General features: G+C 66.3%; 29 protein-coding genes and 1 tRNA gene. 13 read left to right on the top strand and 17 right to left on the bottom strand.

All coding sequences use genetic code 11. From position 1 onward, the window contains the following. Positions 1-13: 13 nt before the first annotated feature. Positions 14-1,219, bottom strand: a complete 1,206-nt coding sequence (locus AC069I_RS07275) for an oxygenase MpaB family protein (protein ID WP_478224116.1) — start codon at positions 1,217-1,219, stop codon at positions 14-16. Between the two features lie 111 nt (positions 1,220-1,330). Between AC069I_RS07275 and AC069I_RS07270 the strand changes: the two genes are divergently transcribed. Further along, positions 1,331-1,401 (top strand) — tRNA-Gly (locus AC069I_RS07270). A 94-nt stretch (positions 1,402-1,495) separates the two neighbouring features. On the opposite strand, the gene AC069I_RS07265 is transcribed toward AC069I_RS07270, so the two are convergent. The 8 genes from AC069I_RS07265 to AC069I_RS07230 form a co-directional block, all read right to left on the bottom strand. After that, entirely contained in the window at positions 1,496-2,674 is a 1,179-nt protein-coding gene (locus AC069I_RS07265) for a tyrosine-type recombinase/integrase (protein WP_478265006.1), read from the bottom strand. 1 nt (position 2,675) lies between these two features. Then, entirely contained in the window at positions 2,676-2,894 is a 219-nt protein-coding gene (locus tag AC069I_RS07260) for a helix-turn-helix domain-containing protein (protein WP_276365246.1), read from the bottom strand. Between the two features lie 17 nt (positions 2,895-2,911). Next, positions 2,912-4,531 carry a replication initiator gene (locus tag AC069I_RS07255; RefSeq protein WP_478265005.1) on the bottom strand — a complete coding sequence of 540 codons (1,620 nt, stop codon included), beginning with the start codon at positions 4,529-4,531 and terminating at the stop codon, positions 2,912-2,914. Next, entirely contained in the window at positions 4,531-4,917 is a 387-nt protein-coding gene (locus AC069I_RS07250) for a hypothetical protein (protein ID WP_478265004.1), read from the bottom strand. Before AC069I_RS07250 ends, AC069I_RS07255 begins: the two co-directional genes overlap by 1 nt. Next, the gene (locus AC069I_RS07245; protein ID WP_478265003.1) at positions 4,914-6,488 is read right to left on the bottom strand and encodes an FtsK/SpoIIIE domain-containing protein; all 1,575 of its coding nucleotides are present in this window, start codon (positions 6,486-6,488) and stop codon (positions 4,914-4,916) included. Before AC069I_RS07245 ends, AC069I_RS07250 begins: the two co-directional genes overlap by 4 nt. 309 nt (positions 6,489-6,797) lie before the next feature. Further along, a complete protein-coding gene (locus AC069I_RS07240; RefSeq protein ID WP_276365249.1) occupies positions 6,798-7,052 on the bottom strand; it encodes an AMED_5909 family protein in 255 nt (84 codons plus the stop codon). Next, positions 7,030-7,278, bottom strand: coding sequence for a hypothetical protein (locus tag AC069I_RS07235; RefSeq protein ID WP_478265002.1), 249 nt, complete (start codon positions 7,276-7,278; stop codon positions 7,030-7,032). The genes AC069I_RS07240 and AC069I_RS07235 overlap by 23 nt, the downstream gene beginning before the upstream one ends. 303 nt (positions 7,279-7,581) lie before the next feature. Next, complete coding sequence (locus AC069I_RS07230; RefSeq protein ID WP_101611406.1) at positions 7,582-8,043, bottom strand: hypothetical protein; 462 nt, start codon at positions 8,041-8,043, stop codon at positions 7,582-7,584. A gap of 168 nt (positions 8,044-8,211) precedes the next feature. Between AC069I_RS07230 and AC069I_RS07225 the strand changes: the two genes are divergently transcribed. Next, a complete protein-coding gene (locus tag AC069I_RS07225) occupies positions 8,212-8,979 on the top strand; it encodes a GntR family transcriptional regulator (RefSeq protein ID WP_478265001.1) in 768 nt (255 codons plus the stop codon). Between the two features lie 13 nt (positions 8,980-8,992). After that, a complete protein-coding gene (locus AC069I_RS07220) occupies positions 8,993-9,655 on the top strand; it encodes a YdcF family protein (protein ID WP_478265000.1) in 663 nt (220 codons plus the stop codon). A 411-nt stretch (positions 9,656-10,066) separates the two neighbouring features. Here the strand turns inward: AC069I_RS07220 and AC069I_RS07215 are convergent, their stop codons facing one another. Continuing rightward, positions 10,067-10,615 (bottom strand): hypothetical protein, encoded by a 549-nt coding sequence (locus tag AC069I_RS07215; protein ID WP_478264999.1) that lies wholly within the window; start codon positions 10,613-10,615, stop codon positions 10,067-10,069. 849 nt (positions 10,616-11,464) lie between these two features. Between AC069I_RS07215 and AC069I_RS07210 the strand changes: the two genes are divergently transcribed. The 4 genes from AC069I_RS07210 (at position 11,465) to AC069I_RS07195 (ending at position 13,280) form a co-directional block, all read left to right on the top strand. Continuing rightward, positions 11,465-12,124, top strand: a complete 660-nt coding sequence (locus AC069I_RS07210) for a YdcF family protein (protein WP_478264998.1) — start codon at positions 11,465-11,467, stop codon at positions 12,122-12,124. A 119-nt stretch (positions 12,125-12,243) separates the two neighbouring features. Further along, entirely contained in the window at positions 12,244-12,456 is a 213-nt protein-coding gene (locus AC069I_RS07205; RefSeq protein ID WP_478224086.1) for a hypothetical protein, read from the top strand. 35 nt (positions 12,457-12,491) lie between these two features. Next, the gene (locus AC069I_RS07200) at positions 12,492-12,764 is read left to right on the top strand and encodes a hypothetical protein (protein WP_478224084.1); all 273 of its coding nucleotides are present in this window, start codon (positions 12,492-12,494) and stop codon (positions 12,762-12,764) included. 27 nt (positions 12,765-12,791) lie between these two features. Continuing rightward, entirely contained in the window at positions 12,792-13,280 is a 489-nt protein-coding gene (locus AC069I_RS07195) for an N-acetyltransferase family protein (protein ID WP_478230973.1), read from the top strand. A gap of 3 nt (positions 13,281-13,283) precedes the next feature. On the opposite strand, the gene AC069I_RS07190 is transcribed toward AC069I_RS07195, so the two are convergent. After that, a complete protein-coding gene (locus tag AC069I_RS07190; protein WP_478224080.1) occupies positions 13,284-13,937 on the bottom strand; it encodes a hypothetical protein in 654 nt (217 codons plus the stop codon). 85 nt (positions 13,938-14,022) lie between these two features. Next, entirely contained in the window at positions 14,023-14,424 is a 402-nt protein-coding gene (locus AC069I_RS07185; RefSeq protein WP_478224078.1) for a DUF4279 domain-containing protein, read from the bottom strand. 36 nt (positions 14,425-14,460) lie between these two features. Here AC069I_RS07185 and AC069I_RS07180 point away from each other — a divergent pair, with 36 nt between their 5' ends. Both AC069I_RS07180 and AC069I_RS07175 read left to right on the top strand, forming a co-directional pair. Beyond that, positions 14,461-14,853 (top strand): pyridoxamine 5'-phosphate oxidase family protein, encoded by a 393-nt coding sequence (locus AC069I_RS07180; RefSeq protein WP_478224076.1) that lies wholly within the window; start codon positions 14,461-14,463, stop codon positions 14,851-14,853. A 35-nt stretch (positions 14,854-14,888) separates the two neighbouring features. Continuing rightward, entirely contained in the window at positions 14,889-15,416 is a 528-nt protein-coding gene (locus AC069I_RS07175; RefSeq protein WP_478224074.1) for a GNAT family N-acetyltransferase, read from the top strand. On the opposite strand, the gene AC069I_RS07170 is transcribed toward AC069I_RS07175, so the two are convergent. The 3 genes from AC069I_RS07170 to AC069I_RS07160 form a co-directional block, all read right to left on the bottom strand. After that, on the bottom strand, positions 15,413-15,751 hold the full coding sequence (locus tag AC069I_RS07170; protein WP_478264997.1) for an MmcQ/YjbR family DNA-binding protein: 339 nt from the start codon (positions 15,749-15,751) through the stop codon (positions 15,413-15,415). The genes AC069I_RS07175 and AC069I_RS07170 overlap by 4 nt on opposite strands. A 109-nt stretch (positions 15,752-15,860) precedes the next feature. Continuing rightward, complete coding sequence (locus AC069I_RS07165; protein WP_478264996.1) at positions 15,861-17,546, bottom strand: bifunctional metallophosphatase/5'-nucleotidase; 1,686 nt, start codon at positions 17,544-17,546, stop codon at positions 15,861-15,863. Between the two features lie 83 nt (positions 17,547-17,629). Continuing rightward, positions 17,630-18,106 (bottom strand): GNAT family N-acetyltransferase, encoded by a 477-nt coding sequence (locus tag AC069I_RS07160; RefSeq protein ID WP_478224070.1) that lies wholly within the window; start codon positions 18,104-18,106, stop codon positions 17,630-17,632. Between the two features lie 150 nt (positions 18,107-18,256). Here AC069I_RS07160 and AC069I_RS07155 point away from each other — a divergent pair, with 150 nt between their 5' ends. Then, positions 18,257-18,904 carry a VanZ family protein gene (locus AC069I_RS07155; protein WP_478264995.1) on the top strand — a complete coding sequence of 216 codons (648 nt, stop codon included), beginning with the start codon at positions 18,257-18,259 and terminating at the stop codon, positions 18,902-18,904. Here the strand turns inward: AC069I_RS07155 and AC069I_RS07150 are convergent. Together AC069I_RS07150 and AC069I_RS07145 are read right to left on the bottom strand one after the other, a co-directional pair. Next, positions 18,845-19,021 carry a hypothetical protein gene (locus AC069I_RS07150; RefSeq protein WP_192747174.1) on the bottom strand — a complete coding sequence of 59 codons (177 nt, stop codon included), beginning with the start codon at positions 19,019-19,021 and terminating at the stop codon, positions 18,845-18,847. The two genes, AC069I_RS07155 and AC069I_RS07150, sit on opposite strands and share 60 nt — an antisense overlap. Positions 19,022-19,174: 153 nt before the next feature. Then, complete coding sequence (locus tag AC069I_RS07145; protein WP_478264994.1) at positions 19,175-19,384, bottom strand: hypothetical protein; 210 nt, start codon at positions 19,382-19,384, stop codon at positions 19,175-19,177. 28 nt (positions 19,385-19,412) lie between these two features. Between AC069I_RS07145 and mug the strand changes: the two genes are divergently transcribed. The 3 genes from mug to AC069I_RS07130 all read left to right on the top strand — a co-directional run bounded on the left by mug (position 19,413) and on the right by AC069I_RS07130 (position 23,032). Further along, complete coding sequence (mug, locus tag AC069I_RS07140) at positions 19,413-19,964, top strand: G/U mismatch-specific DNA glycosylase (protein WP_478264993.1); 552 nt, start codon at positions 19,413-19,415, stop codon at positions 19,962-19,964. A gap of 283 nt (positions 19,965-20,247) precedes the next feature. Next, positions 20,248-21,048: a response regulator transcription factor gene (locus AC069I_RS07135; RefSeq protein WP_478224455.1), complete on the top strand. Its 801-nt coding sequence runs from the start codon at positions 20,248-20,250 to the stop codon at positions 21,046-21,048. 139 nt (positions 21,049-21,187) lie between these two features. Beyond that, entirely contained in the window at positions 21,188-23,032 is a 1,845-nt protein-coding gene (locus AC069I_RS07130; protein WP_478224066.1) for an acyl-CoA dehydrogenase, read from the top strand. Positions 23,033-23,038 lie beyond the last annotated feature (6 nt).

The following is a 23,038-nucleotide window of genomic DNA, read 5'->3' as shown; positions in this document are numbered from 1 at the left end:
GCGGCCAGCGTAGTCAAGCGGCCTTCATGTGCCTGCCGTAGGTCGGGTCGAGCCCGAACACCTTGGTGACCTGCCGGAGATAATGGCGCCGTCCGGCGGCCCCGATCAGCTCCTGGAGCGCCGTCGCGCCCGGCACCACCCGCCGGACCGTCTCGGCGGCGAAGTTGACGCCCGCCACCGCGACCACGGTCGCCTGCGCGAGCGGATCGTCGGGCAGCTCCAGGAAGTCGGCGTTGGTCTTGCCCAGCAGGAGCCTGCTGATCGCCCCGTGCCCGGCGACCGAAACGTGCGAAAGGACCTTGCCGACCGCGCCCCGGCCCTCGCCGATCGCGGCATGGGACTTCATGAGCGCCGCGGCGAGCCGTTTGGAATCGTCGTCGGGGATGAACTCGGTGGTGGCGAGCAGCCACAGCAGACGCCAGGCGTCGTCCTCGCCGGCGGGCAGGAGTTCCTCGTCGACGCCCATCAGCCAGCCGACGTAACGCCAAAGGTGCAGGATGTCGGCGCGCTCGCGGGCGCTGTAGCGGAGCCCGAGTAGTTGCGTGCCGAAGACGTAGACGAGCGAGAAGAGCAGGAGCGTGCCCGCGGTCTGGACCTGGTTGACCGGCTTGTCCCAAGCGGCGTAATCCCAGTCCTTGCGGCGGTTCATGGCCGCGCGGACGTGCGCGTGCACGATCCGCACCCGCAACGCGGACTCGTACCCGCGCCCGCCGGGCACCAGCGCGCCGGGCGTCGTCACGTGGATCCACCACGTCGCCGTCTCGACGAGGCGCCGCGCCGCCTTGTACTCGATCTCGCCGGTGCCGACGAGCGCCTTCGTGGCGCGCGACGCGAGGTAGCCGCCCATCAGCGAAACGTCGCCGAGCGGGAACAGACCGAGCAACCCGGCGCGCGTGATCGCACGGGCTCCGCGATCCAACCGGTCCGAATCGACCCAGTACGGCGTCGCCTCGACGTCGCGGAAGAAGGCTTCGAGCTCCTCCGGCGGACTCTCGACGCTGTCGATGCCTTGCCGCAGCGCCTGTTCGAACTGGCCTTGAGCACCCTCGCGCAACAGCGGCACCAGCACGTCGGCCGCCGGATCCTCCCGCTGCGCGAACCGCCGCAACCGGGCCACCTGGCGCTCGTCGCCCCTGATGTCGCCCTCGATGAACAACCTCGACGCGACCCGGAACCCGCCTTGACGGAACAGTTCGGGATCAGGCAGCCGCTCGCCCATCCGGATCACCTCCGAGGTCGACAACAAGTGTTGTCACTTTCGCGGGCGACGTCAAGGATGGGGTGGGGCTTGGCAAGGGGAGATCCGGACCATGTATGCTGACCACGCACTGCGGATGTAGTTCAATGGTAGAACATCAGCTTCCCAAGCTGAATACGCGGGTTCGATTCCCGTCATCCGCTCTCCCGCGAAAGCCCCAGGTCAGTGGATGTCCACTTTAGACCTGGGGCCTTCGCTTTGGTAGATCATTTTCCGAGCTGGGCCATTAATGGGCCATTAGCCGACCGGAACCGGCTGACCGCTCAGGCCGTCGTCATCGTCGTCCGTGCCGCCAGTACGGTGCTTGTCGACGAGCTTCGACAGCCTGTCGGCGATCCGTTCGTCAGCGTCGCTGGTCGCCCGCTGATAGATGAGCGCCGCCCGCATGTCGTCATGCCCCATCCGCGCCATGAGGTCCTTGGTCGACGTGCCCGCCTTCGACGCCCAGATGTTCCCCGCGTGCCGGAGGTCATGGAAGTGCAGACCCTTGAGCCCCATCTTCGTCACGACCTCCGTCCACTTGGTCCGCTGACTGAAGTTCGGCCGACGCACCGGGTTACCTGCACGCTCACCGGTGAACAGGAACGCATCGTGATCCGGCTTCACGAACGCGTCGAGGTGCTTCACGACGTCCCGCCGGATCGCCGCCGGAACGATCAGCGTCCGCATTCCTGCCCGCGACTTCGGTGGACCGACGATCAGCCCCCGCCCCGGAACCTCGACCAGCGCTCGCGAGATCCGGACCCAGCTCCCATCCTCCGCGACGTCGCAGCGCCGCAGCGCCGACACCTCACCCCAACGGAGCGACGCGAACGCGGCCAGCAGCACGAGCGCCCGGAACCGCTCCGGCATCCGCCCGGCCAGATCGAACACCTGCGGAACGGTCAGGATCGGCCGCTCTGCCGGGTTCTCCTTGTCGGCACCCCGCACGCGGCAAGGATTCCGCTGCAAGATCTTGTCTTCGTCCACCGCCGTAGTCAGGATCGCCCGAAGCAGCCTGTATGCCTTGGCAGTGACCGACTCCGACACTCCGGCCGCCAGCCGATCCGCGCGCCATTGCCGAACGATCGCCGTCGACAACTTGCCCAGCTCGACGCCGCCGAGATCCGCTTCGATGTGCTTCCTCAGAAGCCAGCGGTACAACTCGACCGTACGAGGACGCAAGCCGGGTCGCTGTGTAATCCATTGGTCCGCGTAGTGCCCAAGCGTGATCTTCGCCTTCTCAGGGTCGATCCACTCGCCCTGGATGATCTGCGTTTCCGTCACCGACAACCACTGTTCGGCCGCGCGCTTGCTGGCGAACATGGTGGGAGCGTTCCGCATCTGGCCGTCCGGCCCCGGATAACGCGCCTGCCACTTACCCGACGCGCGCTGCCGGACGTTGCCGAAACCGCGCCGCCCGCGCTTCTTCGCCATGTCAGGCCGCCCTTCCGAGGTCCCGGACCACCGAAGCCCGAGTGATCGGCTCGACCCGACCGGCCTGGATGAACTCCTCAAGATCAGCGACGGCGAACCGCACATGTACGCCGACCTTGTGGAACGCCACGCGCCGCTCAGCGATCAAGCGCCGCACGAACCGGACGCGCGTGTTCAGATACGCCGCCGCTTCTTCGACGGTCAGGTAGTTCTTTTCCACGTTCGCCTCCCCAGTTCCTAGGCCGCCAGCGGAGTTGCCGAAAGATCGGGCGGGCTCTGTGCGGCAAGCAATGCCTTGTCGTACTCGGCTTTCCAGGTGATCCGTTCCGAGATCGCGTGCATCACCAGGTGGTCCCGAGGTGGCACGGACGGGTCGCCGGAGTCGACCTTGCGCCAGACCAGCCGAGCCGGGTCCGGTGCTGGTTTCTCGATCCCGACCGCCGCCAGCGCCTCCAGGACGAACGCCTTCCGGTCCGCCTTGTGGTCGACGAGCGTCTTGCCGGACCACTTCCGCGACACCAGCACTCGCCGCCCCGGCAGGCCGAGCGTGGTCCGCCGATGCGCCCGTCCTTTGCAGTGCCCTGGCGTGGTCTTTCCGTTGGCGCCCTTGGGATTGATCCCGTAGAGCAACCACACCGCGCACCGAGGCGAGCACGGTGTCACCGACAGCTCCGCGTGCAACCGGTCGTGGTGATCCTTCTGCCGCGCGGTGTCAGCTTCGACGACCTCACCCGTGGATTTGGTGAGGTACTTCGTGAGATAGCCGATGTGCCGCCCGGCTTCCTCCGTCCCTCCGAGGATGCCCTTCGAGTGGACCTGTCGCCCGAAGGTGACCACGTGGGCCGGGTCTTCCACGGCTTCTATCGCGTCGTCCCAGTCGGTCAGTGGTGCGCGGGTGTCCGGGTCGACGAACACCCGGCGGTCGCCGTCCCAGAGCGGCATCCGATCGACGTAGACGACATGGTCATGGTTGGGCCACCAGACCTGGTGATAGGTCGCTTCGGTGACTTGGCGGATCACGTCGTGCGGCACTGAACCTCGAATTGCCGCGTGGAGGTGCGGAGCCGCCCGGCGTTGAGGCTCCACGGTCGCGAAGTACTGCGCGTCCCAGCCGACGACCCGCCGGAGGTTCTGCCACCACCGGTCCACCAGCGCGGAGAAGTGCACCGCGTCCCGAGCCGCCCGCCGGTAGTCATAAGTCGACGGATCGACCGGGGAACCGTCCGACCGAACCGGACCGTAGGTGTCGCAGGTGAGCGTGACGAACATCGACGGCCGAAACCGTCCCGCGTACTCCCGGCCCACGGTGGTCTTGGCGACCTTGCGTCGAGGCAGGTTCGGCGCGTCCTGCCGCCGCTTGGTCGAGCGCTTCACCGCCCGCTTCGTCGGCAGGTCGATCGACGGAAGACGGCCCCGCATCCCGAGTTGCCGAAGTTCGTCGTCGACTCCTTGGATCTCCTCCCGCAGCTCATCGGCCTCGGCCTGGTCGCTCACTTCACGGTAGGCCGCCACCAGATCAGCCCGGAACGCCAACAGCTCCGTCTGTGTCTCGGTTGGTTGCTCTGCGGTGAAGTCGGGTTCTTCGGTCATGTGCCAGCCTTCGCGGCACTGGACCTGTCGCAGTGCTTTCGCCTTGCGGGCGCACGGCAGGCAGACCGATTCGATGGTCGAGCCGCAAGGAACGGGGACGTAGCGGAGTTCGCCGGTGTCGGTGTCGCCGACTTCCATCGTGAACGGCCGGACGCACACGCCGTGCTTCTCAGCGGTCGCCTTGACCACGTCGGAGGCGAGGGGTTCGCGCATCCGAGCGGCCCGCGTTTTGGCCGGCATGGTCACCGCGGATTCGGTGGTGCTCATCAGGCGGCCACCTCCCCAGGCGTGCTCCACTGCCGCAGCACGAACACCGGCATCTCCTGCCGTATCCCCGCAGGCAGGTCCGGGAAGGTCACTTCGTCGAACCGGACTCCGCCGTAGACCACGACCGGGATGCCGCAGGGAGTCCGGCCCTGTACTTCCAGGTGCACACGGCCGCCATGGGGAACCCGCCAGATCGAGGCGGTCACGTTCTCTAGCGAATCCGCCCAGAAAACCAGGCCCCGCGCCACGTCCGTCAGACGGTCGGTGTCGAGCTGGACAGACACCGGGTCCGGACCAATCCCAACGCGCACGGACGCAACCGGCGGAAAGGCGTAGGAGTCGAGGTGATCGCGGATCGCATCGAGGAACACCAAAACGCGATTCACGCCGCCACCCCCTCGGGACCGCGACGGGTGGCCAGGTCGACGACATGAGCACCGCCGTTGGTCACGTAGGTCTCCAGTGCCTTGACCGTCTCGTCCGGGACCCAGCCCGCGCGGACCCGCAGCGGTTCGCGGATGCCTTCACCCCAGATGTAGCCGACACCCGCAGCCGACTCCTCGATCCGGTTAGCCCACGCCCCGCGTTCGTAAGCGCCGTCGCCCAGGACCATCCCGACGTGCGTTTTCGAGGTGACGCGCAGGCACACCCGCCGGGGGAACAGCTCTCGAACCGGAACGGTGTCCTTCGTCGGCTCTTGGACGTATCCGCGCACCGTGTAGCCCAGCGCCCGGCCCTGTGTGGTCAGGATCGCGACCCGTTCGACGATGGCTTCGCGGGTCTTGCGGTCGGTGTACTTGGTGAGCGCGCCGATCTCGTCGAACTCCAAGATCTCCAAGGGGTGATCGGTGGAGATCGGGACGTTGCGGGTGTGCCCGGCAAAGTCGCGCTTGCGGGACTCAAGGCCGTCGAGCAGGTCGTCCAGGACCTCGATCGCTTCCTTGCCCGCAACCCCGTAGCGGGCGAAGACTCCACGCCCGTAAGCGAGTTCCATCCCCTTCGGGTCGATCCCCGAGACCCGCACGGTCCCGGCCCGGATCGCCGAGGCGGCCGACACCAGTGGGGACCACATCACGGAGTTCTTCCCGGCTCCTGTCGCCCCGGCGACGAGCATGTGAGCGCCCGGACCGGTCAGCGGTAGCCGCCAGTCCTTCCCGTACTCGGTCCGTCCGGCGAACACCCGCCGCAGATCCACGCCGTCGACTACCGCCAGCTCGGGCAGCTCCGCACAGTCCACAGGTGCTTTGAGCAGGTCACGGCGCTGGAAGTCCAGCGAGACGACCTTGGGTTCCAGCTCGCGCACCTGGCACCGCGTGACCTTGCGAGCCACAGCCAAAGCGCGGGCAGCGTCGTCGAAGTCCTCCGGCTTCTGTCCCGGCACGAGCCGGACACGCACCTCATCCCACGACGGACCCGACTTCACCCCCAGCACCTTCGGCACCTGCACCGCAGCACCAACAGTAGCGCGAGAGACCGCCTTCCGGCGACGGCCGACCAAGTTGACCGTCACTTCCACGGGCACCGTGCCGTCGGAGATGGACAGGCCGCAGGCGTGCAGCCAGCCGGGCAGTTTCCGGGCGTAGGTGAACCAGCGCAGCCACCACGCCCGCAGGAACCGGCCACAGCACCGGTCGAACGACACCACGTCGAGCAGCCGCCACACCACCAGCACCACGCCGACCGAACCGACGGTGATGGCGAGTGAGAGCCAGCCTAGCCACTGCCACCAGGCCACCGCACCGATCACGGCGAGGCTGGTCCTCCAGTGCGTGAAGACCTGCTTTCCCAGCCACACTAACAATTTCACGGCTGGCCACAGGGCGATGAAGACCACCGCTGCGGCGGCGAGGACTTCCGCGATCGTGGCCAAGGCGCGGCCGAGCTTGTGCAGCAGCCACACCACCACACCCAGCACCCCGCCGCCGACCAAGAGAAGACCGACCCCGTTCGCGTTCATCGACGACCACCGCCAGTCAGGTCCAGCGGCAGCATTCCCCGGCAGGGAGCGCATTCCGTCTCGCCGGGCAGGAGCTTGGCGAACCGCTTACAGACTGTGCAGCGCGTTCGGGTGACCCCGTCTAGCGGACGCTTATTGCCATCGTTTAGCGTTGTCATTGTTCACTTCCAGAGGTTGTGGACAGCGCAGAACCGGCGAGGTTCCTAGGCCAGTTACCGGTTCTGCGCCTTACGAGACAAGGGAAGCGTGTGAGGACGTGTTTGTACGCCGCACGTCCCCGCGTGCGTTTTTCGCTCTGTCATTCAGTTTCTAGCTGACTTGCGACTTGCCCTTTTGGATCTGCGCGGCCACCTCCTCGGCCTTCCGCTCCTCATAGCCCACCCAGTAACGAAGTTCGTGGTGATGTCCTCGGTCCACATCAGACACAGCGCGGTACATGCGCGCGTTGGTCTGGTGGAACTTCAGCCACGTCTCCAGGTTCGACCCCGGCTTCGGCCTGCGGGCCGAGGCGACCGCGTGCGCGTCTCGGAGGGTTTGGGGTTCATTCCGGCCGGGTGTCGTCATCGCGCACCGTCGTGTGTTTGCCGAGGAACACGGCCAGTTCGTCCGCGCTGTCGCGGATTTGGCGAAGGAGCCGGATGAACTCCGGCCACGCGGCCGGATCGGACGGCGGCAGGATCGCCAGGCTGTCCGGATCCAGGTAGATCACCAGCGCCGGGTTCGCCGAACCAAACCCCTGCATCCCCGCGACCGCCTGCCGTCCCGGCTTCCACATCGCGTTGAACGCCACGGACCTGCCCTTCCTCGCTGTATGCACGGATCTCCCAGGACCGCGCGTTCTCCTCGAACCCCTCGGCCGCCGCCGACACCGCAGCCAGCACCCACCACGGCAACTGACCCTGAGCCGCCAGCTCCCGCCACGCAGTTGCCACCGCGAAGGAAGCGACGGCCATGTCATGCGCCGCCAAGGCATCCCCACCTTGTGCGGTCCGTTGCGTCATCGCGCTGTAGTGGCGATACGCCGTCTCCCAGCTCTGGACCAGGTGCGGTGGAACCACGGCCACGCCCTGACTGCCAGGCACCCGGCCCGTCATCACGCCGCCTTGGGCGTGGACTCGGCAGTGTTGGAGGCACGGCCCGACTTGGATGCACCACCCGATGCCGCAGCCTTGAAACCGGTCGCGCGGAATACGTAGGACTGGTACTTGAACTCGCCCTGACCAGCCACCTTCGGCTCAGCCGTCAGGCCCTCCAGCTCGATCGGCCGCATACCCGGCAGCACCTCCGACGTGGTCGGCACTGGCTGCACATCGGCCAGGAACGTAACGTCGTAGGACGCGCGCTTGGAGTTGGTCTCGCTCGGGTCGGTGACCGTGGCCTTCCACTGCCGCTTGCCCGTCACTTCGTCGACCCGCTGACGAACAGGTCGGCCTGCGGAGCGGTCTTCCCGCGACTGGTACTCGTTGTCCGGCGCGACCTCTCCGACCATCACCAGCCCCAGCGGGAACGCGGCATCAAAGTCGATCTCGAAACGGTGTCCCTTGGCGATCGCCATGTCGTCTGTCTCCTGTCGTCTCTGGAGCCCTACCGGGCTTGCACCTGTTAGAGGTAGTTCTATTAAGCGCTTCGCCGTGCCAGTTGTCAATAGAACTATCTCTATCGGGCTCCGTAGACCATGATGGGGTGATACCGCTAGCGTTATCGACCGACGAAGGAGGACCAGGTGGGCACTGGCTACCGCGAGCTGGCCGCGATCCTGCGAGACGCGATCCAGCGGGGCGACTACGCCCCGGACACCACGCTGCCCAAGCAAGACGAACTTGCCGACGAGTACGACGTCAACGTCAACACCGTTCGCAAGGCCGTTGGGGTCCTCGAAGCCGAAGGACTGGTCACGCCGATCAGACGACGCGGGACAGTCGTTCGTGCACGCCCGCCCATGAAGCGCCTGGGCAGGGATCGGTACGCGAAGAGCAAGTGGAAGTACGGCGATACCGTCGCCTTCGTCGCAGACCGTGAAGCGTCCGGCCGAGACTGGAAGCCGACCGACCAGACGCAGACCGTCGCCAAGATCGAAGCTGACCGAGAGGTCGCCGACGCCCTCGGTGTCATCGTCGGATCACCCGTCTACGAGCGGGCACGACTGGTCAAGGACGCCGGCCAGCCCACCCACGTACTCACCAGCTACTACCGGCCCGCCGACGTCGAAGGCACCCCCATCGTCGACCCAACCCCCGGCCCAGCCGGACGAGGCGGCGGGTTTCTGGTCCTCACCCTGCAAGGTCTTGAGCCGGACACCATGACCGAGACCTTCTACGCGCGGATGCCGACGCCCGACGAGGCGGAACAGCTCGAACTGCCCGCAGGCGAACCCGTCATGGTCCTGCAACGCCGCACGTACACCGAGGACGGCCGCGTGGTCGAGTTCGCACGAGGCGTGCACGCCGCAAGCCGGTTCTCCTGGACCTACACTTTCAAGATCCCCGACTGACCCGGAGACCCAGATGCCCGAGCGTTCGACCACCCTGCCGGACGACCTCCGCGCCGACGTCCAGACGCTCTGGGACTACCACGACATGCACCACGAACTCCGGCCCGCCGACGTCGGGATCGGACTCGGAAGCCACGATCTCGGGGTCGCGACCTTCACCGCGGAACTGTTCCACGCTGCAATGTTCCCGCTCATCGTCTTCACCGGGGCCAACGCCCCGACCACCGTCGAACGCTTCCCGCGCGGCGAGGCGGTGCACTACCGCGAACATGCGCTTGAGCTGGGCGTACCCGATGACGCCATCCTGGTCGAGCCCGAGGCACGGAACACCGGGGACAACATCACGCTCACTCGCGCCCTACTGGAGTCACGCGACATCGAGGTCAAGTCTGTCGTCCTCATCTCGCGGCCGTACCAGCAGCGACGCGCCTACGCGACCTGCAAGAAGCTCTGGCCCGAAGTGGACGTCATCTGCGCTTCGCGGCCGCTGCCTTTGGACGAATACATCGAGAGCATTGGCGACGTGCACCGCGTCATCAACATGCTGGTCGGCGACACCCAGCGCATCACGGTCTACGCCGAACGCGGCTTCGCAGTCCCACAAGAGATTCCAAGTAAAATCTTGGCCGCATACGATCGCTTAACCCGAGCGGGCTTCATAGAGCGCCTTATATAGCCAAGGTGAACAAGATCCTCCTACCAGCACCCAGGGCCATGGACTAAAATGGAGGTTCATCCGACCGAGGTCGCTCTCGCAATTCGCCAAGAAGCTGGTCTACAACACGGTCAACGCCGACCGCATTCCTTCTAGCCGCGTTATGCAGCGGCCCCAGCAGTAGATTGAGCCTGCGTTCCTCAGCTGTCGCCTTAAACTGATCAATTATTTCACCGGTCGACGCAAAGATAGTCAGTTCAAATGGCGCCTCTCCGTCATCGTCAACCGTTGCAACCATTACATTGTAGTTAGCTAAGTCGACGACATATGCAGACGGCCTATCGGTTAAACCCCATGACAGACTGCCAGATTCCGTCCCATACGCGAGTCGGTCCACCAGCTCTTTGAACTTCTGATCAAAGTCCATAAATTTCACTTCCCAGCCTGTGTCGACGCAACTTCTAACGGCTTTAGGTTCGTTTTAATTTGTGATGCCAAGGTTACCACCAGGCCGGTAACCTCAGAGGCGGACTCTCTCAGTTTCTCCGTATTCTTCAGAAGCTCACCTGCCTCTGACGCCATAATGCGTTTCTTGGCGGCCGTTATCAGAACTGCCGCTTCCTGGAGACCTGCAATCAAAGGAGCGTGCTGGCCATTAGATTCACTCAACAATCCCAATATTTCCGCAGACAACCTTCGCCATTCTCTAATGCCATTCAAGACCAGTTCTTTATCATCGCCCATCGCAGCAGCCTCCAGCTGAGATTCACATCGTTCAAAGCTTGGAGCCAAAAGTAAAAGCTGATATATTATTGCTCGCATGGACGCTGACTCAACTGCGTCTTTTGCGGTTTGCGCAATTGACGCCGCACGACGAATTTGCCAGATTGTTATAATGAACGCCACAAAGCTGACGAGGTCGGCTATGTTAAGACTCCACATGTCACCCCCCTTCCCGTTAAAGAATTCTCGGGCTTCCATCAGCGCACGTAAGTATGCCCGCCGGATCCCGGTTTGCAACAGGAGCTCACGCAAGTCTCAGTGACGAGACCCTTTTCGAGACGTCACAGGCTGAACAAGAAGCGACCGGCCAGATGAACCAAGCCAAGCAGGTTTCCAGTTCGCCGCCTCCGGCCTGTCGCTTTGTGAGCATGGTAGCGATCACGCTCGCGGAGACAGCCACCGAGAACTCACTAAGGGCGTTCCACCTACATACCGAATGTTCCTTGCCGAACTTGGCTCTATGGGATCAAGGCGCCGCCACCGGCGGCGCGCACGTCACCGCCCGTACGGCGGGCTTCGCCCCATGGCGGACGCCGGCCTCCCGCTCCGCTCCGGCAGGCGCCGCCGGGCGAGCCCGCCGAAGATGCAGCACCGCGCTGCGCGCCGCCGCCAATGGAGACCCACGGAGCAAGACAGCCAGATCACCCGACCCACCTGGCCGCGTGGCAGTGGTCACCGGGTGTCCCTCGCTGCTCAGCGTCTAACACCGTGCCGGTCGCATCAAGGCGGGAAAGCGTGCCTTGACACGACCGACCCGGCGCTAGAGGCGGCAGGGGCGAGGGAAGCGGAGCGAACAGGCACAAAGACGCAGGTAGAGGCGGGGCGCGTTGGGCCATTAACGGGCCATTCAGAGGGGTCAACCACGGTCAATCGCGGCCACCCCCAGCAAGCGCCGCCCGCAGGTCAGGGGCACTTTCCAGCATGATCACCCTGGTTCCCAAGCTGAATACGCGGGTTCGATTCCCGTCATCCGCTCAGATGCGAAAGCCCCAGGTCAGTGGATGTCCACTGTAGACCTGGGGCTTTCGCTTTGCCTCGGAGTACTCGATGACCGAGACCTTGCCGGACGATCTTCGCGCCGACGTCCAGACGCTCTGGGACTACCACGACATGCACCACGAACTCCGGCCCGCCGACGTCGAGATCGGACTCGGCAGCCACGACCTCGGCGTCGCCACCTACGTCGCGGAACTGTTCCACGCCGGGATGTTCCCGCTCATGGTCTTCACCGGGGCGAACGCGCCGACCACTGTCGAACGGTTCCCTCGCGGCGAGGCAGTGCACTACCGCGAACACGCACTTGAGCTGGGCGTGCCGGACGACGCCATCCTGGTCGAGCCCGAGGCACGGAACACGGGGGACAACATCGCGCTCACGCGTCGGCTGTTGGAGTCTCGTGAGGTCGGGTCGGTCGTTCTCATCTCGCGGCCGTACCAGCAGCGGCGCGCTTACGCGACCTGCAAGAAGCTCTGGCCAGAGGTCGACGTCATCTGCGCTTCCCGACCGTTGCCGCTGGATGACTACGTCGCGAGCATCGGCGACGTGGACCGCGTCATCACCATGCTCGTCGGTGACACGCAACGGATCACCGTCTATGCCGAGCGCGGTTTCGCTGTCCAGCAGGACATCCCGAACAACGTCGCCGAGGCTTACGATCGTTTGGTCCAGGTTGGCTTCAGAGAACGCCTTTTGCCTCAGGACTGGTGACTGTGTGGATTTCGGGACGTCAGATGTCCCAAAATCCACACAGTCCCGCGTCACCGGCCCTGTCGCGACCTGAGCCGAAGCCGGGGACCGTCCCTCGCTGAGCGGCTAGCTTCTGGCGCGTGCGGAAAATGTCGAGCGACAGTACGGCGGCCTTGCTGACCGTGCTGGCCGGGTCGCTGTTCCTTCCGCTCCTCCTGGTCGGCGGGATCTTCCTCATCGTCGGCTTGAACACGGGCAGCACCCCTGGGCCGTACACCGTCGTTTTCGCCAAGGCGGGTGACGAATGCGGGGCGACAGGGCAATATCTCGACGCGTCCACAGGGAACCGCTGAGATGTATGGGTCCGGGAGTGCTCCGGGACGCCTCGATGGAATTCCCCGGTTTCTCCCGCGAGCAGAACGACGAGGTTCGCCGCTTGCTGGCCACGTTGGCGGAAGACGGCGATCTGAGCGTTTTCGACCATCGTTCTGTCCAGGCCAAGATCGACGGGATCGCGGCCGGATTGCCGCCGGGGATCCGCGTCGAGCGGGAATCCGGCTCGACGCGGATCTGGATCGGCTCGGGTTTGACGGTCGCCGGCCTGCTCTTGCTTTCCGACTTCGTCTGGCGATGGCGGCAGAACCGCCGGACCGGTTGTTGATTTCCCAGCGTTGTTACCTTGCCGGGTATGGAGATCCGGGAATTCACCGAAGAGGACTGGGTGCAGGTCTGGCCGATCGTGCGCGAAGTCGTGCGGGCCGCGGACACGTACACCTACGACCCGAACCTCACCGAGGACGCCGCGCGCGCGAGCTGGATCCAGACGCCGCCGGGCCGGACGGTGGTCGCGGTCGAGGGCGGCCGCGTGTTCGGGACGGCCAAGATGGGGCCGAACCGCGGCGGACCCGGGTCGCATGTGGCGACGGCCAGTTTCATGGTGGACAAGGAAGTTCGCGGCAAGGGCATCGGCGGTGCGCTGTGCGCGAACGCTCTGCGGTGGGCCAGGGAGCAGGGTTTCGCGGGGATGCAGTTCAACGCGGTCGCCGAATCGAACGTGGCCGGGGTCCGGATCTACGAACGGCTCGGGTTCGAGATCGTCGGCACGGTGCCGGGCGCGTTCGAGCACCCGACGCTGGGGCGCATCGGGCTGCACGTCATGTACTGCGACTTCGGCTGAGGGTCAGCCTTCGACGAGTTCCCAGGGGGCGCCGGCGCTCGGCCGGTCGTACACCTGGCCGGGCGCGGCGCTCAGCACCAGGGCGACGTCCGGGTACAGGGTGACGGCGTGCTCCATTTCGAGGGCTTCGACCTCGAAGTCCTCGTTCTCCGGCACCTGGAAGCCGACGAGCAGCCAGCTGCCGTCGGCCTCGCGGACGACCTGGCGCACGGCGCGGGCCGGGGCGGCGGGGTCGGTGGAGATCTCGGCGAGTTCGGTGCTCACGTGGACTTCTTCCAGCGGCGAGCCCGGATGCGTCCACGCGGCGAGGCGGGCGGCGCGCACCAGGAGGTCTTCCTCGTCGTCGTCCGAGTCGGCGACCGAGCTCAGCAGCCACGTGCGCCGTTCCGGATCCCAGTCGGCGGCCATGCCGGTGGGGAGGCCGGCCAGCGCGGCGATCTCCGGGATGAGCTCCACCGCGTCCCGCAGGGGCAGCGCGCCGAACGCGTCCTTGTTCTCCTCCATGTCCTCGGAGAACTCGTTGCCGTCGCTGATGAACCAGTCACCGTCGTCGTCGAGGACGACGAACGCGAGGTTCGACGGGTCCTCCACCAGCGACCGGGAGATGATCACCGGCGACTCGGGATCCTGACTCAGCGGCCAGTTCTCGCTCGACATGCTGGGCTCCCAACGGGGTTGTCCGGCTGTGGGGCACCATCCCACCATCTTCGGCGTTCCCGCCGCGCACCGGACCGGCGGAAGGTCATTCGCTGAGGTCGTACTCGTCGACGTCGAGCGCGGCGGCGGCTTCGGTGAGGAACGCGATGACGGCGGGCGAGAGATGCCAGCCGAATTCCTCGCCGCCGTCCCGGTGATGGAAGTAGCGCACCACTTGCAGCACCGCGCTCGCGCCTTCGTCCACCAGCCTCCGGATTTCCGGGCGGACGGGGGCGAGCCTGCCGATCACGCTCTCGATCTGGTCGTCGACCGGTTCCGGACCGCGATGCGTCACCTTCCAGGCGTGCATCCGCGGCAACCGGTGTTCGGCGGACCGCGAACCCAGTACCAGGACCTCGTCGGGCTCCATGCCGAGCCGCGCGGTGATCTCCCCGGCGGACACGGTTTCGCTCTTCAAGGCGAAGTAGCAGTACTGGTGGACCTTCATACGCCCGGCACCCTAGCTTTCGGGCAGGCTGACCAGGTGAAACGTGACCAATCGCTTATCGAACGTCTCGCGCGGGAGCGCAACGCCTGGTTGTGCACGCTCCGGGCGGACGGATCGCCGCACGTCACGCCGGTGTGGTTCGTGTACCTCGACGACGTCTTCTGGATCGGCAGCGGCGAGCGGAACGTGAAGGTGCGCAACGTCGGCAACGATCCGCGCGTCAGTCTCGCGCTGGAAGACGGTGACGCGCCGGTTGTCGCCGAAGGCCTGGTACGAGTCCATCGCGGAACGCTGCGCGCGGACGTTCTCGAGGCGCTGGCGGCGAAGTACGACGGCTGGGCGGCAGGCGAGGAGATCGAGCCGTTCGGCGCCAGGGTGCTGCTGGAAGTCCCCGTTAAGCGGTGGCTGCTCGCGGGTGTCGCCCAATAGTCTGGAAAGTCCGATACCGATCTTTGGGATGGACGATGCTGACCGGTGAACTGATCCGCTTGCGCCCACTGGAACCCGAGGACGCGGACACGCTGTGGCGCTGGCACAACGACCCGGAGGTCACGCGCTGGCTGACCGCGGACCACCCGGAATCCCTCGCCCAGATCCGCGAGCGCTTCGCCCACCGGAAGCCCAACAGCTTCAGCCAGGTGAACTTCGCGATCGAGAGCCTGGCCGTCGGCACGTTGATCGGCACCTGCACCCTGCGCGACGCCACGCCGGAAGGAGGCCGCGCGGAACTCGACATCTACCTCGGCGAGAAGGACCACTGGGGCGGCGGCTACGGCACCGATGCCATGCGCACGCTCTGCCGCTACGGCTTCGACATGATGCGGCTGCACATGATCGCGCTGTGGGTCGTGGTCGACAACGAGGCCGCGATCCACGTCTACAAGAAGCTCGGATTCCAGGTGGACGGCAGGCATCGGCAGTCGTTCCGCGGCCAGAACGGCCAGTGGCACGACGAGTACCTCATGAGCCTGCTCGAAGGGGAACTCCGCTAGTCGTTCAGTCCTTTCGTGAGCCTGGCGGGCGCCTTCATCCGCCAGGCCTCCTCGATGAGTTCGCGCAGCTGCGTCTTCTCGACCTTCTCCAGGTCGACGAGGATCGCGCCGTAGCCGTCGTAATGCGGCGTGGTGAAGTACGCGGGTTCGCCGGAGGCCAGCAGGGCCTCCTTCTCCGCGTGCTCGCACAGCAGCATCAGCCCGCCCTCGGCCTCGGTGCGCAGCCGGGCGAAGCTCTTGCCCGCGACCTTGAGCGACGGCGTGCGGTACGACGTGGACTCCTCGACCTCAGGCAGCCTGCCCGCCAGTTCCACGACTTCTTCCCAGGTCGTCATGGCGGCCATTGTGCCCTGGGTCACTGACAAAACCACCCCGTAGACGCCATGAAAGGTCCCTTCCTCGCAAATTTCGCAAGGAAGGGACCTTTCATGGCACTCGCGAGGGCTACGGCAGGACGGTGATCCGGTCCGCGGCGGGCGGAGCGATACCCGGGTGCGCACCGAAGTACGCGATCAGCGCGTCCAGGTCCACTGGACCACCCGACAGGTTGGTCCCCTTCGTGAACTCGGTGAAGCCGTCCCCGCCGGCGGCGAGGAAGTTGTTCACCGAAACGCGGTACGACGCCGCCGGGTCGATCGGCGTGCCGTCGAGCGTCAGGTTCGAGACGCGTGACCCCTGTGCCGCAGACGCCGAGTACGAGTACTTCAGTGACTTCGAGATCTGCAGGATCCGCACGACCCCGTTGGCCTGCCACTGCTGTTCGAGCACGTTCTTCAAGTCCGCCCCGGTGAGCGTGATCGTCTGCATGATGTTCGCGAACGGCTGCACGGCGAACGCCTCGCCGTAGGTCACGACACCGTCGCCTTCGCCGGCGGGTGACGACGCGTAGGTGAAGTCCGTGCGGATTCCGCCCGGGTTCGTCATGGCGATCTGCGCGCCGTTCGACTTCGTGGCTTCGAGCTGGGCGTCCGCGATGACGTCGCCGAGCGGCGACTCGCCGGAGGCGGCGCCCTTGGCGCTCAGGTCCGCGGTGATGGTGCCGACCGCCTTGTTCGCGATCGGCGCGGCCTTGGTCTTGGCCTCGTCGATCAGGTCCTGCACGTCGCGATCCGGCTTGACGTCGTGGGTGACGATCTGGTTGTGCGCCTTGGTTTCGCCCCGGACGACGTCCAGGGTGCGGCGGTCGATCTTCAGGTCGACGACCGAGAGCAGGCGCCCGAACGACGCGCCCTGGATCACCGGGCGCGGATTGCCGGCAGGGTCGTTGATCACGCAGTTGTACTGCTGGTGGCTGTGCCCGGTGAAGATGGCGTCCACTGTGGACGTCACCTTCTGTGCGATCGCGGTCGCCGCGCCCGGTTTGACCTTGCATTCGTCCGGACCGGCGGTCTCGGAGTTGTCGCCCTGGTGCAGCAGCACGACCTGTGCCTTGACCCCGACCAGGTCGAGCAGCTTGGCGGTGCGGTCGATGGCTTGGACCTCTTCGCCGAACTTCAGGCCCTTGATCGCCTCCGGGGTGACGACCTGCGGCAGATCCTTCAGCGTCGCGCCGATGACGCCGATCGGGACGCCGCCGGAGAACTCGATGCTGAACGGCAGCAACACCGGGAAGCCGTTCTCGTAGTACACATTGGACCCGAGGAAGGGGAAGTTCGCGCCCTTGAAGGACTCGCGGAACTGGCAACCGTCGGTCGGGTGGCAGCCGCCGTGCTGCATCCGGCGGAGTTCCTCGAGACCCTCGTCGAATTCGTGATTGCCCACCACGGAAGCTTCGACACCGAGCTGGTTCAGCAGTGCGACGGTCGGCTCGTCGTGGAACAGCGCCGAGATCACCGGCGATGCGCCGATGCTGTCACCTGCCGACAGGACGACAGAGTTGCGCGCCTCGCCGCGAAGCTTCTTCAGGTGCGTCGCGAGGTAGGCGGCGCCGCCCGCGTTGACGGTCGTGCCGTCGGGCAGCGTGACACGGCCGCTCGAACCGGACGGCGGTTCGAGGTTGCCGTGCAGGTCGTTGAAGGTGATCAGCCGGACGTCGGTGGTCGCCGACGTGGCGGACGCGGGCGCGGCGACGGCGGCCAGCGCGGTCAGCGCGGCGCCGGCGACCACGGCCAGCCGGGCAGAGAGTTTCATGCTTCCTCCGATTCGCACGGCGGAGGAGTCTGCCTTGCGGATTTGACCTTCACCAGGGCAGAAAGCAGGACGATAGGCAAACGTCACACGGCGACAGGCAGATAAAGACGTTCGCGCCGCCGGGTGACGTCGTTCGGCATCGGCTCCAGTTCCCCCGTCGCGATGAATCCCAGCCGCAGGTACAGCCGCCGCGCGTGGTCGTTGTCCTCCGCGACGTGCAGCCACACCTCGCGCGCACCGCCTTCCTCGGCGGCCGACCGCACTTCACCCATCAGCTTGGTGCCCACCCCCCGGCGACGGGCTTCGGGCGCGACCCACATCGAGTAGAGGATCCAGCCGTCGTCCCGCGCCCGACCGGCGACGAGACCCACCGGACGCCCGTCGTCGAAGGCGGCGAACCAGACGTCCCCGGTCAGTTTCGCGAGCCACTCCTCGTCGGATTGCGCGCGTTCGGCCGCGGCGATCGAGCCGTAGTTCTCGGGCGTGTCCGTCAGGGCACGCAGGCGGACCTCACGGAAGACGTCGAGGTCCGCGGGGATGAGCCGTCGAACGAGCACCATCCGGGCAGAATCCCACGTCCACCGGCGGATCAGGGAACGAATATCGCCGATCGGCCAAGATCGGGGTCGGCCACTCGGCCGATCCGCCACCGGCAGCGGCGGCCCTTCGACCGAAGTGGCCGCACCCGCATGATCCATAACGTCGTGGTCATGACGAACGCACAGGTCACCGCCCTGCAGTACGGCTTGATCGGCTTCTTCGCGCTCTGGGCGACGGTACTGATCCCGCAGCTGATCGTCCTGCACGCGCGGTACGGCCGGGTGCGGCTTCGTCCCGTCCTGACCATGGCCGCCGTGCTGCTCTACACCACCATGACCCTGGCGGTGACCTTCCTGCCGCTGCCCGGCCCCGGCGTCAAACGGCTGAGTCAGACCGTGCAGCCGCACCCGTTCCAGTGGGTCACCGACATCCACACCGAACTGCTCAAGCACGGGCTGCCGATGGCCGACTGGTTCACCACCCAGACCTTCCAGCAGGCCACCATGAACGTGCTGCTGTTCGTCCCGCTCGGCTTCTTCACCAGTACGCTCTGGAAGCGCGGCCTCATCGGCACGACGCTGATCGGGCTCGCCGTGTCGCTGCTGATCGAGATCACGCAGCTGACCGCGAACTTCGGCACCGCGCCCTACGTCTACCGGATCTTCGACGTCGACGACCTGCTCAACAACACCGGTGGCGCGATGCTCGGCTGGATCGCCGGGACACTGCTGCTCAGCCTCGTGCGGAAGCCCGTTCCCTCAACGATCGAGATGCAGCCGCTGCGTGGCGAGCGGGTCGACCTCGCCCAGGTCCGCTAGCCTCGCCTGCCGTCGCTGGGCCGCGCGCCGCGCGGCCCGCCGGTCTTCCGCGATCACCAGCACGGTGGCCACCACGAAGATCAACGCGACCAGGCCGAGGATGAGCGAGAGCTGCAAAACGCCTCCTCGAAGACGACCTTGTGTGCGAGATCACAAACAGTACGCATATCGTGGTGACTTGACCACCCCTTGAGACGAATGCGGGTGTCCCAGGTCACGCCGGGGTCGCCGAGAACCAGGTCCGGTCGCCGGTACACCAGCGCTCAAAGGTCAGGTCTGCCCTGGCCAGGGCGGTAGCCGGCGTCTCCGAGTCCAGCCAGCCTCGACCTCGCCGAGCCTGCCGCCCTGGGCGTCACGGACGGACTCGAACCACTCCCGCGGATGCCACTCGACGCGCACCCCGGCCACCGGGCGCGACATGCGCGCGACCACCGGATGTCCGGGATCACAGCCGTCGGCCGTGAACGCCCCCTGCTCCATACCCGCCAGCGTGCCGGAAACTGGCGGGGTGAGGACCAAGCCGACCAAGGACGAGCTTGCCGCCGCCTACGGCAAGACCATCGAAGACGTCATCGCGCCCGATCTGGACGTGCTGTTCTGCGGGATCAACCCGGGCCTCTACTCGGGCGCGCTCGGCCTGCACTTCGCCAGGCCGGGGAACCGGTTCTGGCCCGCCTTGTACCGCGGCGGCTTCACCCCGCGCCTGCTCGACCCCAGCGAGCAGCACGAGCTGCTCGGCCTCGGCCTGGGCATCACGAACGTCGTCGCGCGGACGACGGCGCGGGCCGACGAGCTGACCCCGGACGAATTCCGTGAAGGCGGGCGCCTCCTCGCGGCGAGGGTCACCGAATACCGGCCACGCTGGCTCGCCGTGGTCGGGATCACGGCCTTCCGGACGGCGTTCGGACTGCCGAAGGCGAAGATCGGCCCGCAGGACGGCGAGATCGGCGAGGCACGGGTCTGGGTCCTTCCCAATCCCAGCGGGCTGAACGCGCATTGGACGCCCGCGGCACTCGGAGACGAATTCGGCCGCCTTCGCACCGAAGTCCACTCTGAGTAGCGAACATGTCAAGTTCCGCCCTCGGCGGGCTCATTTGAGCAAGAGATCCACAACCAGCTGATACGCAGAGTTTGCCGCGACGGGGCGATACATCTATGAGGGGGATATCGCGTCACGTGCTCCGACCTACTGACTCGTAATAGTTACGAGGTGTCATCTCTGTCCGGTCCCGCAGGGGGGACCGGTTGACGAGGGTGACCACGCCGGGGGGCGGTGGTCACCGAATGGGCTTTCGAGTCCTCTCGTCCGGAGATGGCGGGGCAGGAAAACGGAGGGGTCCGTGATGCGAACCATCGAGCCGAACCGAACACAGGCCGGCAGGCCTGGCGGACTGTCACCAGGCGGCCGCGGACTCGGCGTGGCCGCCGTCGATCCGATCCCGATCTTCTGCGAGGGCCTGAGCTCGCTGGTCCACCGCACGCCGGGCCTGCAGTGGCTCGGGCACGCGACCAGCCATCACGCGGCGCTCCAACTGTGCGAACAGCTCAAACCGGACGTCATCGTGCTGGATTCGGCGCTCGACCCGAACTGCCACCTGTCCCGCCTGCTCAGCGGCGGCGACCCGGCCCTGGTCATCATCACGATGATCAGAGACACCAACCGCACCCAGCAGTACCTCGCCGCGGCGATCGCGGCGGGCGTGCACGCGATCGTGCCGCGGGCGACCGACGGGCGGCACCTGACCGAGGCGATCCGGCGCGCGCACAGCGACCGCCGCTACATCGACCCGACGCTGGCGGCGCTGACCGCGCGGCCGAAACGCCAGCCCGTGCTCCCGAAGCCGGGCGACGCCCCCAAACCGGCGACCGCGCGCGGCCTGATGCCGCTGTCCCGCCGCGAGTACCAGGTCCTGCAACTGGTGGCGGAAGGGCTGGAGAACTCCGGGATCGCGAAGATCCTGTTCCTGTCCGTGGAAACCGTGCGGACGCACGTCAAGAGCATCCTGCGCAAGCTTTCGGCCCGCGACCGGACACACGCGGTGACGATCGCGTTCCGCTCCGGCATCCTGGTCACGAACCCGGACGACGCGCACACGCCGGTCGAGCCGCCCACGACCACTTCGATCGCGCCGTCCTCCCGCTGAGCCCCCCCGTATTGCTGATTTACACATCACAACAGTGGCCATTCACTTGCCGCCGGTTACCCACAGGTAATATCCTGAAGTTACCGGCGAGTAGGGGACGTGTGCCCGGCCGGGGAGCCGAACACATTGGAGTGACGAAATGGGCCACTACAAGAGCAACGTCCGAGACCTGGAGTTCAACCTCTTCGAGGTACTCGGCGTGCAGGACCGCCTCGGCAAGGGCGTCCTCGCGGAATCCGACGAGGAGACCGCCCGCGGCGTGCTGACCGAGCTGAACAAGCTCGCTTCCGGTCCCCTCGCCGACTCGTACGCCGACGCGGACCGCAACCCGCCGGTGTACGACCCGAAGACCTTCTCGGTGAAGATCCCCGAGTCGTTCAAGAAGAGCTACCAGGCGCTGATGGACGGCGAATGGTGGCGGCTGGGCCTGCCGAACGAGCTGGGCGGCTTCGGCCTGCCCCCGACCGTGCAGTGGGCCGCGGCCGAGCTGATCCTCGGCGCCAACGCGCCGCTGTTCATGTACATGGCGGGCCCGAACTTCGCCGGCATCGTCGACAAGAACGGCACCGACGAGCAGAAGCGCTGGGCGCAGATCATGATCGACCGCGGCTGGGGCGCCACCATGGTGCTCACCGAGCCCGACGCCGGTTCCGACGTCGGCGCCGGCCGCGCCAAGGCCGTCAAGCAGGAGGACGGCTCCTGGCACATCGACGGCGTGAAGCGGTTCATCACCTCGGCCGAGAACGACATGGTCGAGAACATCATGCACCTGGTGCTGGCCCGCCCCGAGGGCCCCGGCATCGAGACCAGGCCCGGCACCAAGGGCCTTTCGCTCTTCCTCGTGCCGAAGTTCCACTTCGACGGCGAGACCGGTGAGCTGGGCGAGCGCAACGGCGCCTTCGTCACCAACGTCGAGCACAAGATGGGCATCAAGGCCTCCACCACCTGCGAGCTGACCTTCGGCCAGCACGGCACGCCCGCCAAGGGCTGGCTGCTCGGCGAGGTGCACGACGGCATCGCGCAGATGTTCCAGGTCATCGAGTACGCCCGCATGATGGTCGGCACGAAGGCCATCGCGACGCTGTCGACCGGTTACCTCAACGCGCTCGAGTACGCCAAGGAGCGCGTCCAGGGCGCCGACCTGCCGAACATGCTGAACAAGGCGGCGCCGCGCGTCACCATCACCCACCACCCGGACGTCCGCCGCTCGCTGATGCTGCAGAAGGCGTACGCCGAGGGCCTGCGCGCGGTGTACCTCTACACCGCGACCTTCCAGGACCAGGTGTGGACCGGCGAGGGCGACGAGGCCTCGCAGAAGGTCGCGCACGGCGTCAACGACCTGCTGCTGCCGATCGTCAAGGGCGTCGGTTCCGAGCGCGCGACCGAGCAGCTCGTGCAGTCGCTGCAGACCCTCGGCGGGTCGGGCTTCCTGCAGGACTACCCGATCGAGCAGTACATCCGTGACGCGAAGATCGACTCGCTGTACGAAGGCACCACGGCCATCCAGTCGCTGGACTTCTTCTTCCGCAAGATCGTCCGCGACAAGGGCGCTTCGCTGGCCTACGTCGCCGGCGAGATCACGAAGACCATCGAGTCGGAGATCGGCAACGGGCGGCTCAAGAACGAGCGCGCCCTGCTCAAGCAGGCGCTGGAAGACACCCAGGGCATGCTCGGCTCGCTGATCGGCTACCTGACCTCGTCGCAGGAAGACCCGCAGAACATCAACAAGGTCGGCCAGCACACGGTCCGCCTGCTGATGTCGGTCGGCGACCTGCTCATCGGCTGGCAGCTCATCAAGCACGCCGAGGTCGCCATCGGCAAGCTCGACGCCGGCGCGTCCGCGAAGGACGTCCCGTTCTACGAGGGCAAACTCGCCGTGGCGTCGTTCTTCGCGAAGAACGTGCTGCCGGAGCTGACGTCGCGCCGCGCGATCGTCGAAGCCGCGGACAACAGCCTCATGGAGATCCCCGAAGCCGCGTTCTAAACGGTT

The sequence above is a fragment of the Amycolatopsis sp. NPDC043885 genome, from assembly GCF_056435685.1.
Note: the sequence above shows the minus strand (reverse complement) of the source record. Positions and strands in the feature narration are given on the sequence as shown.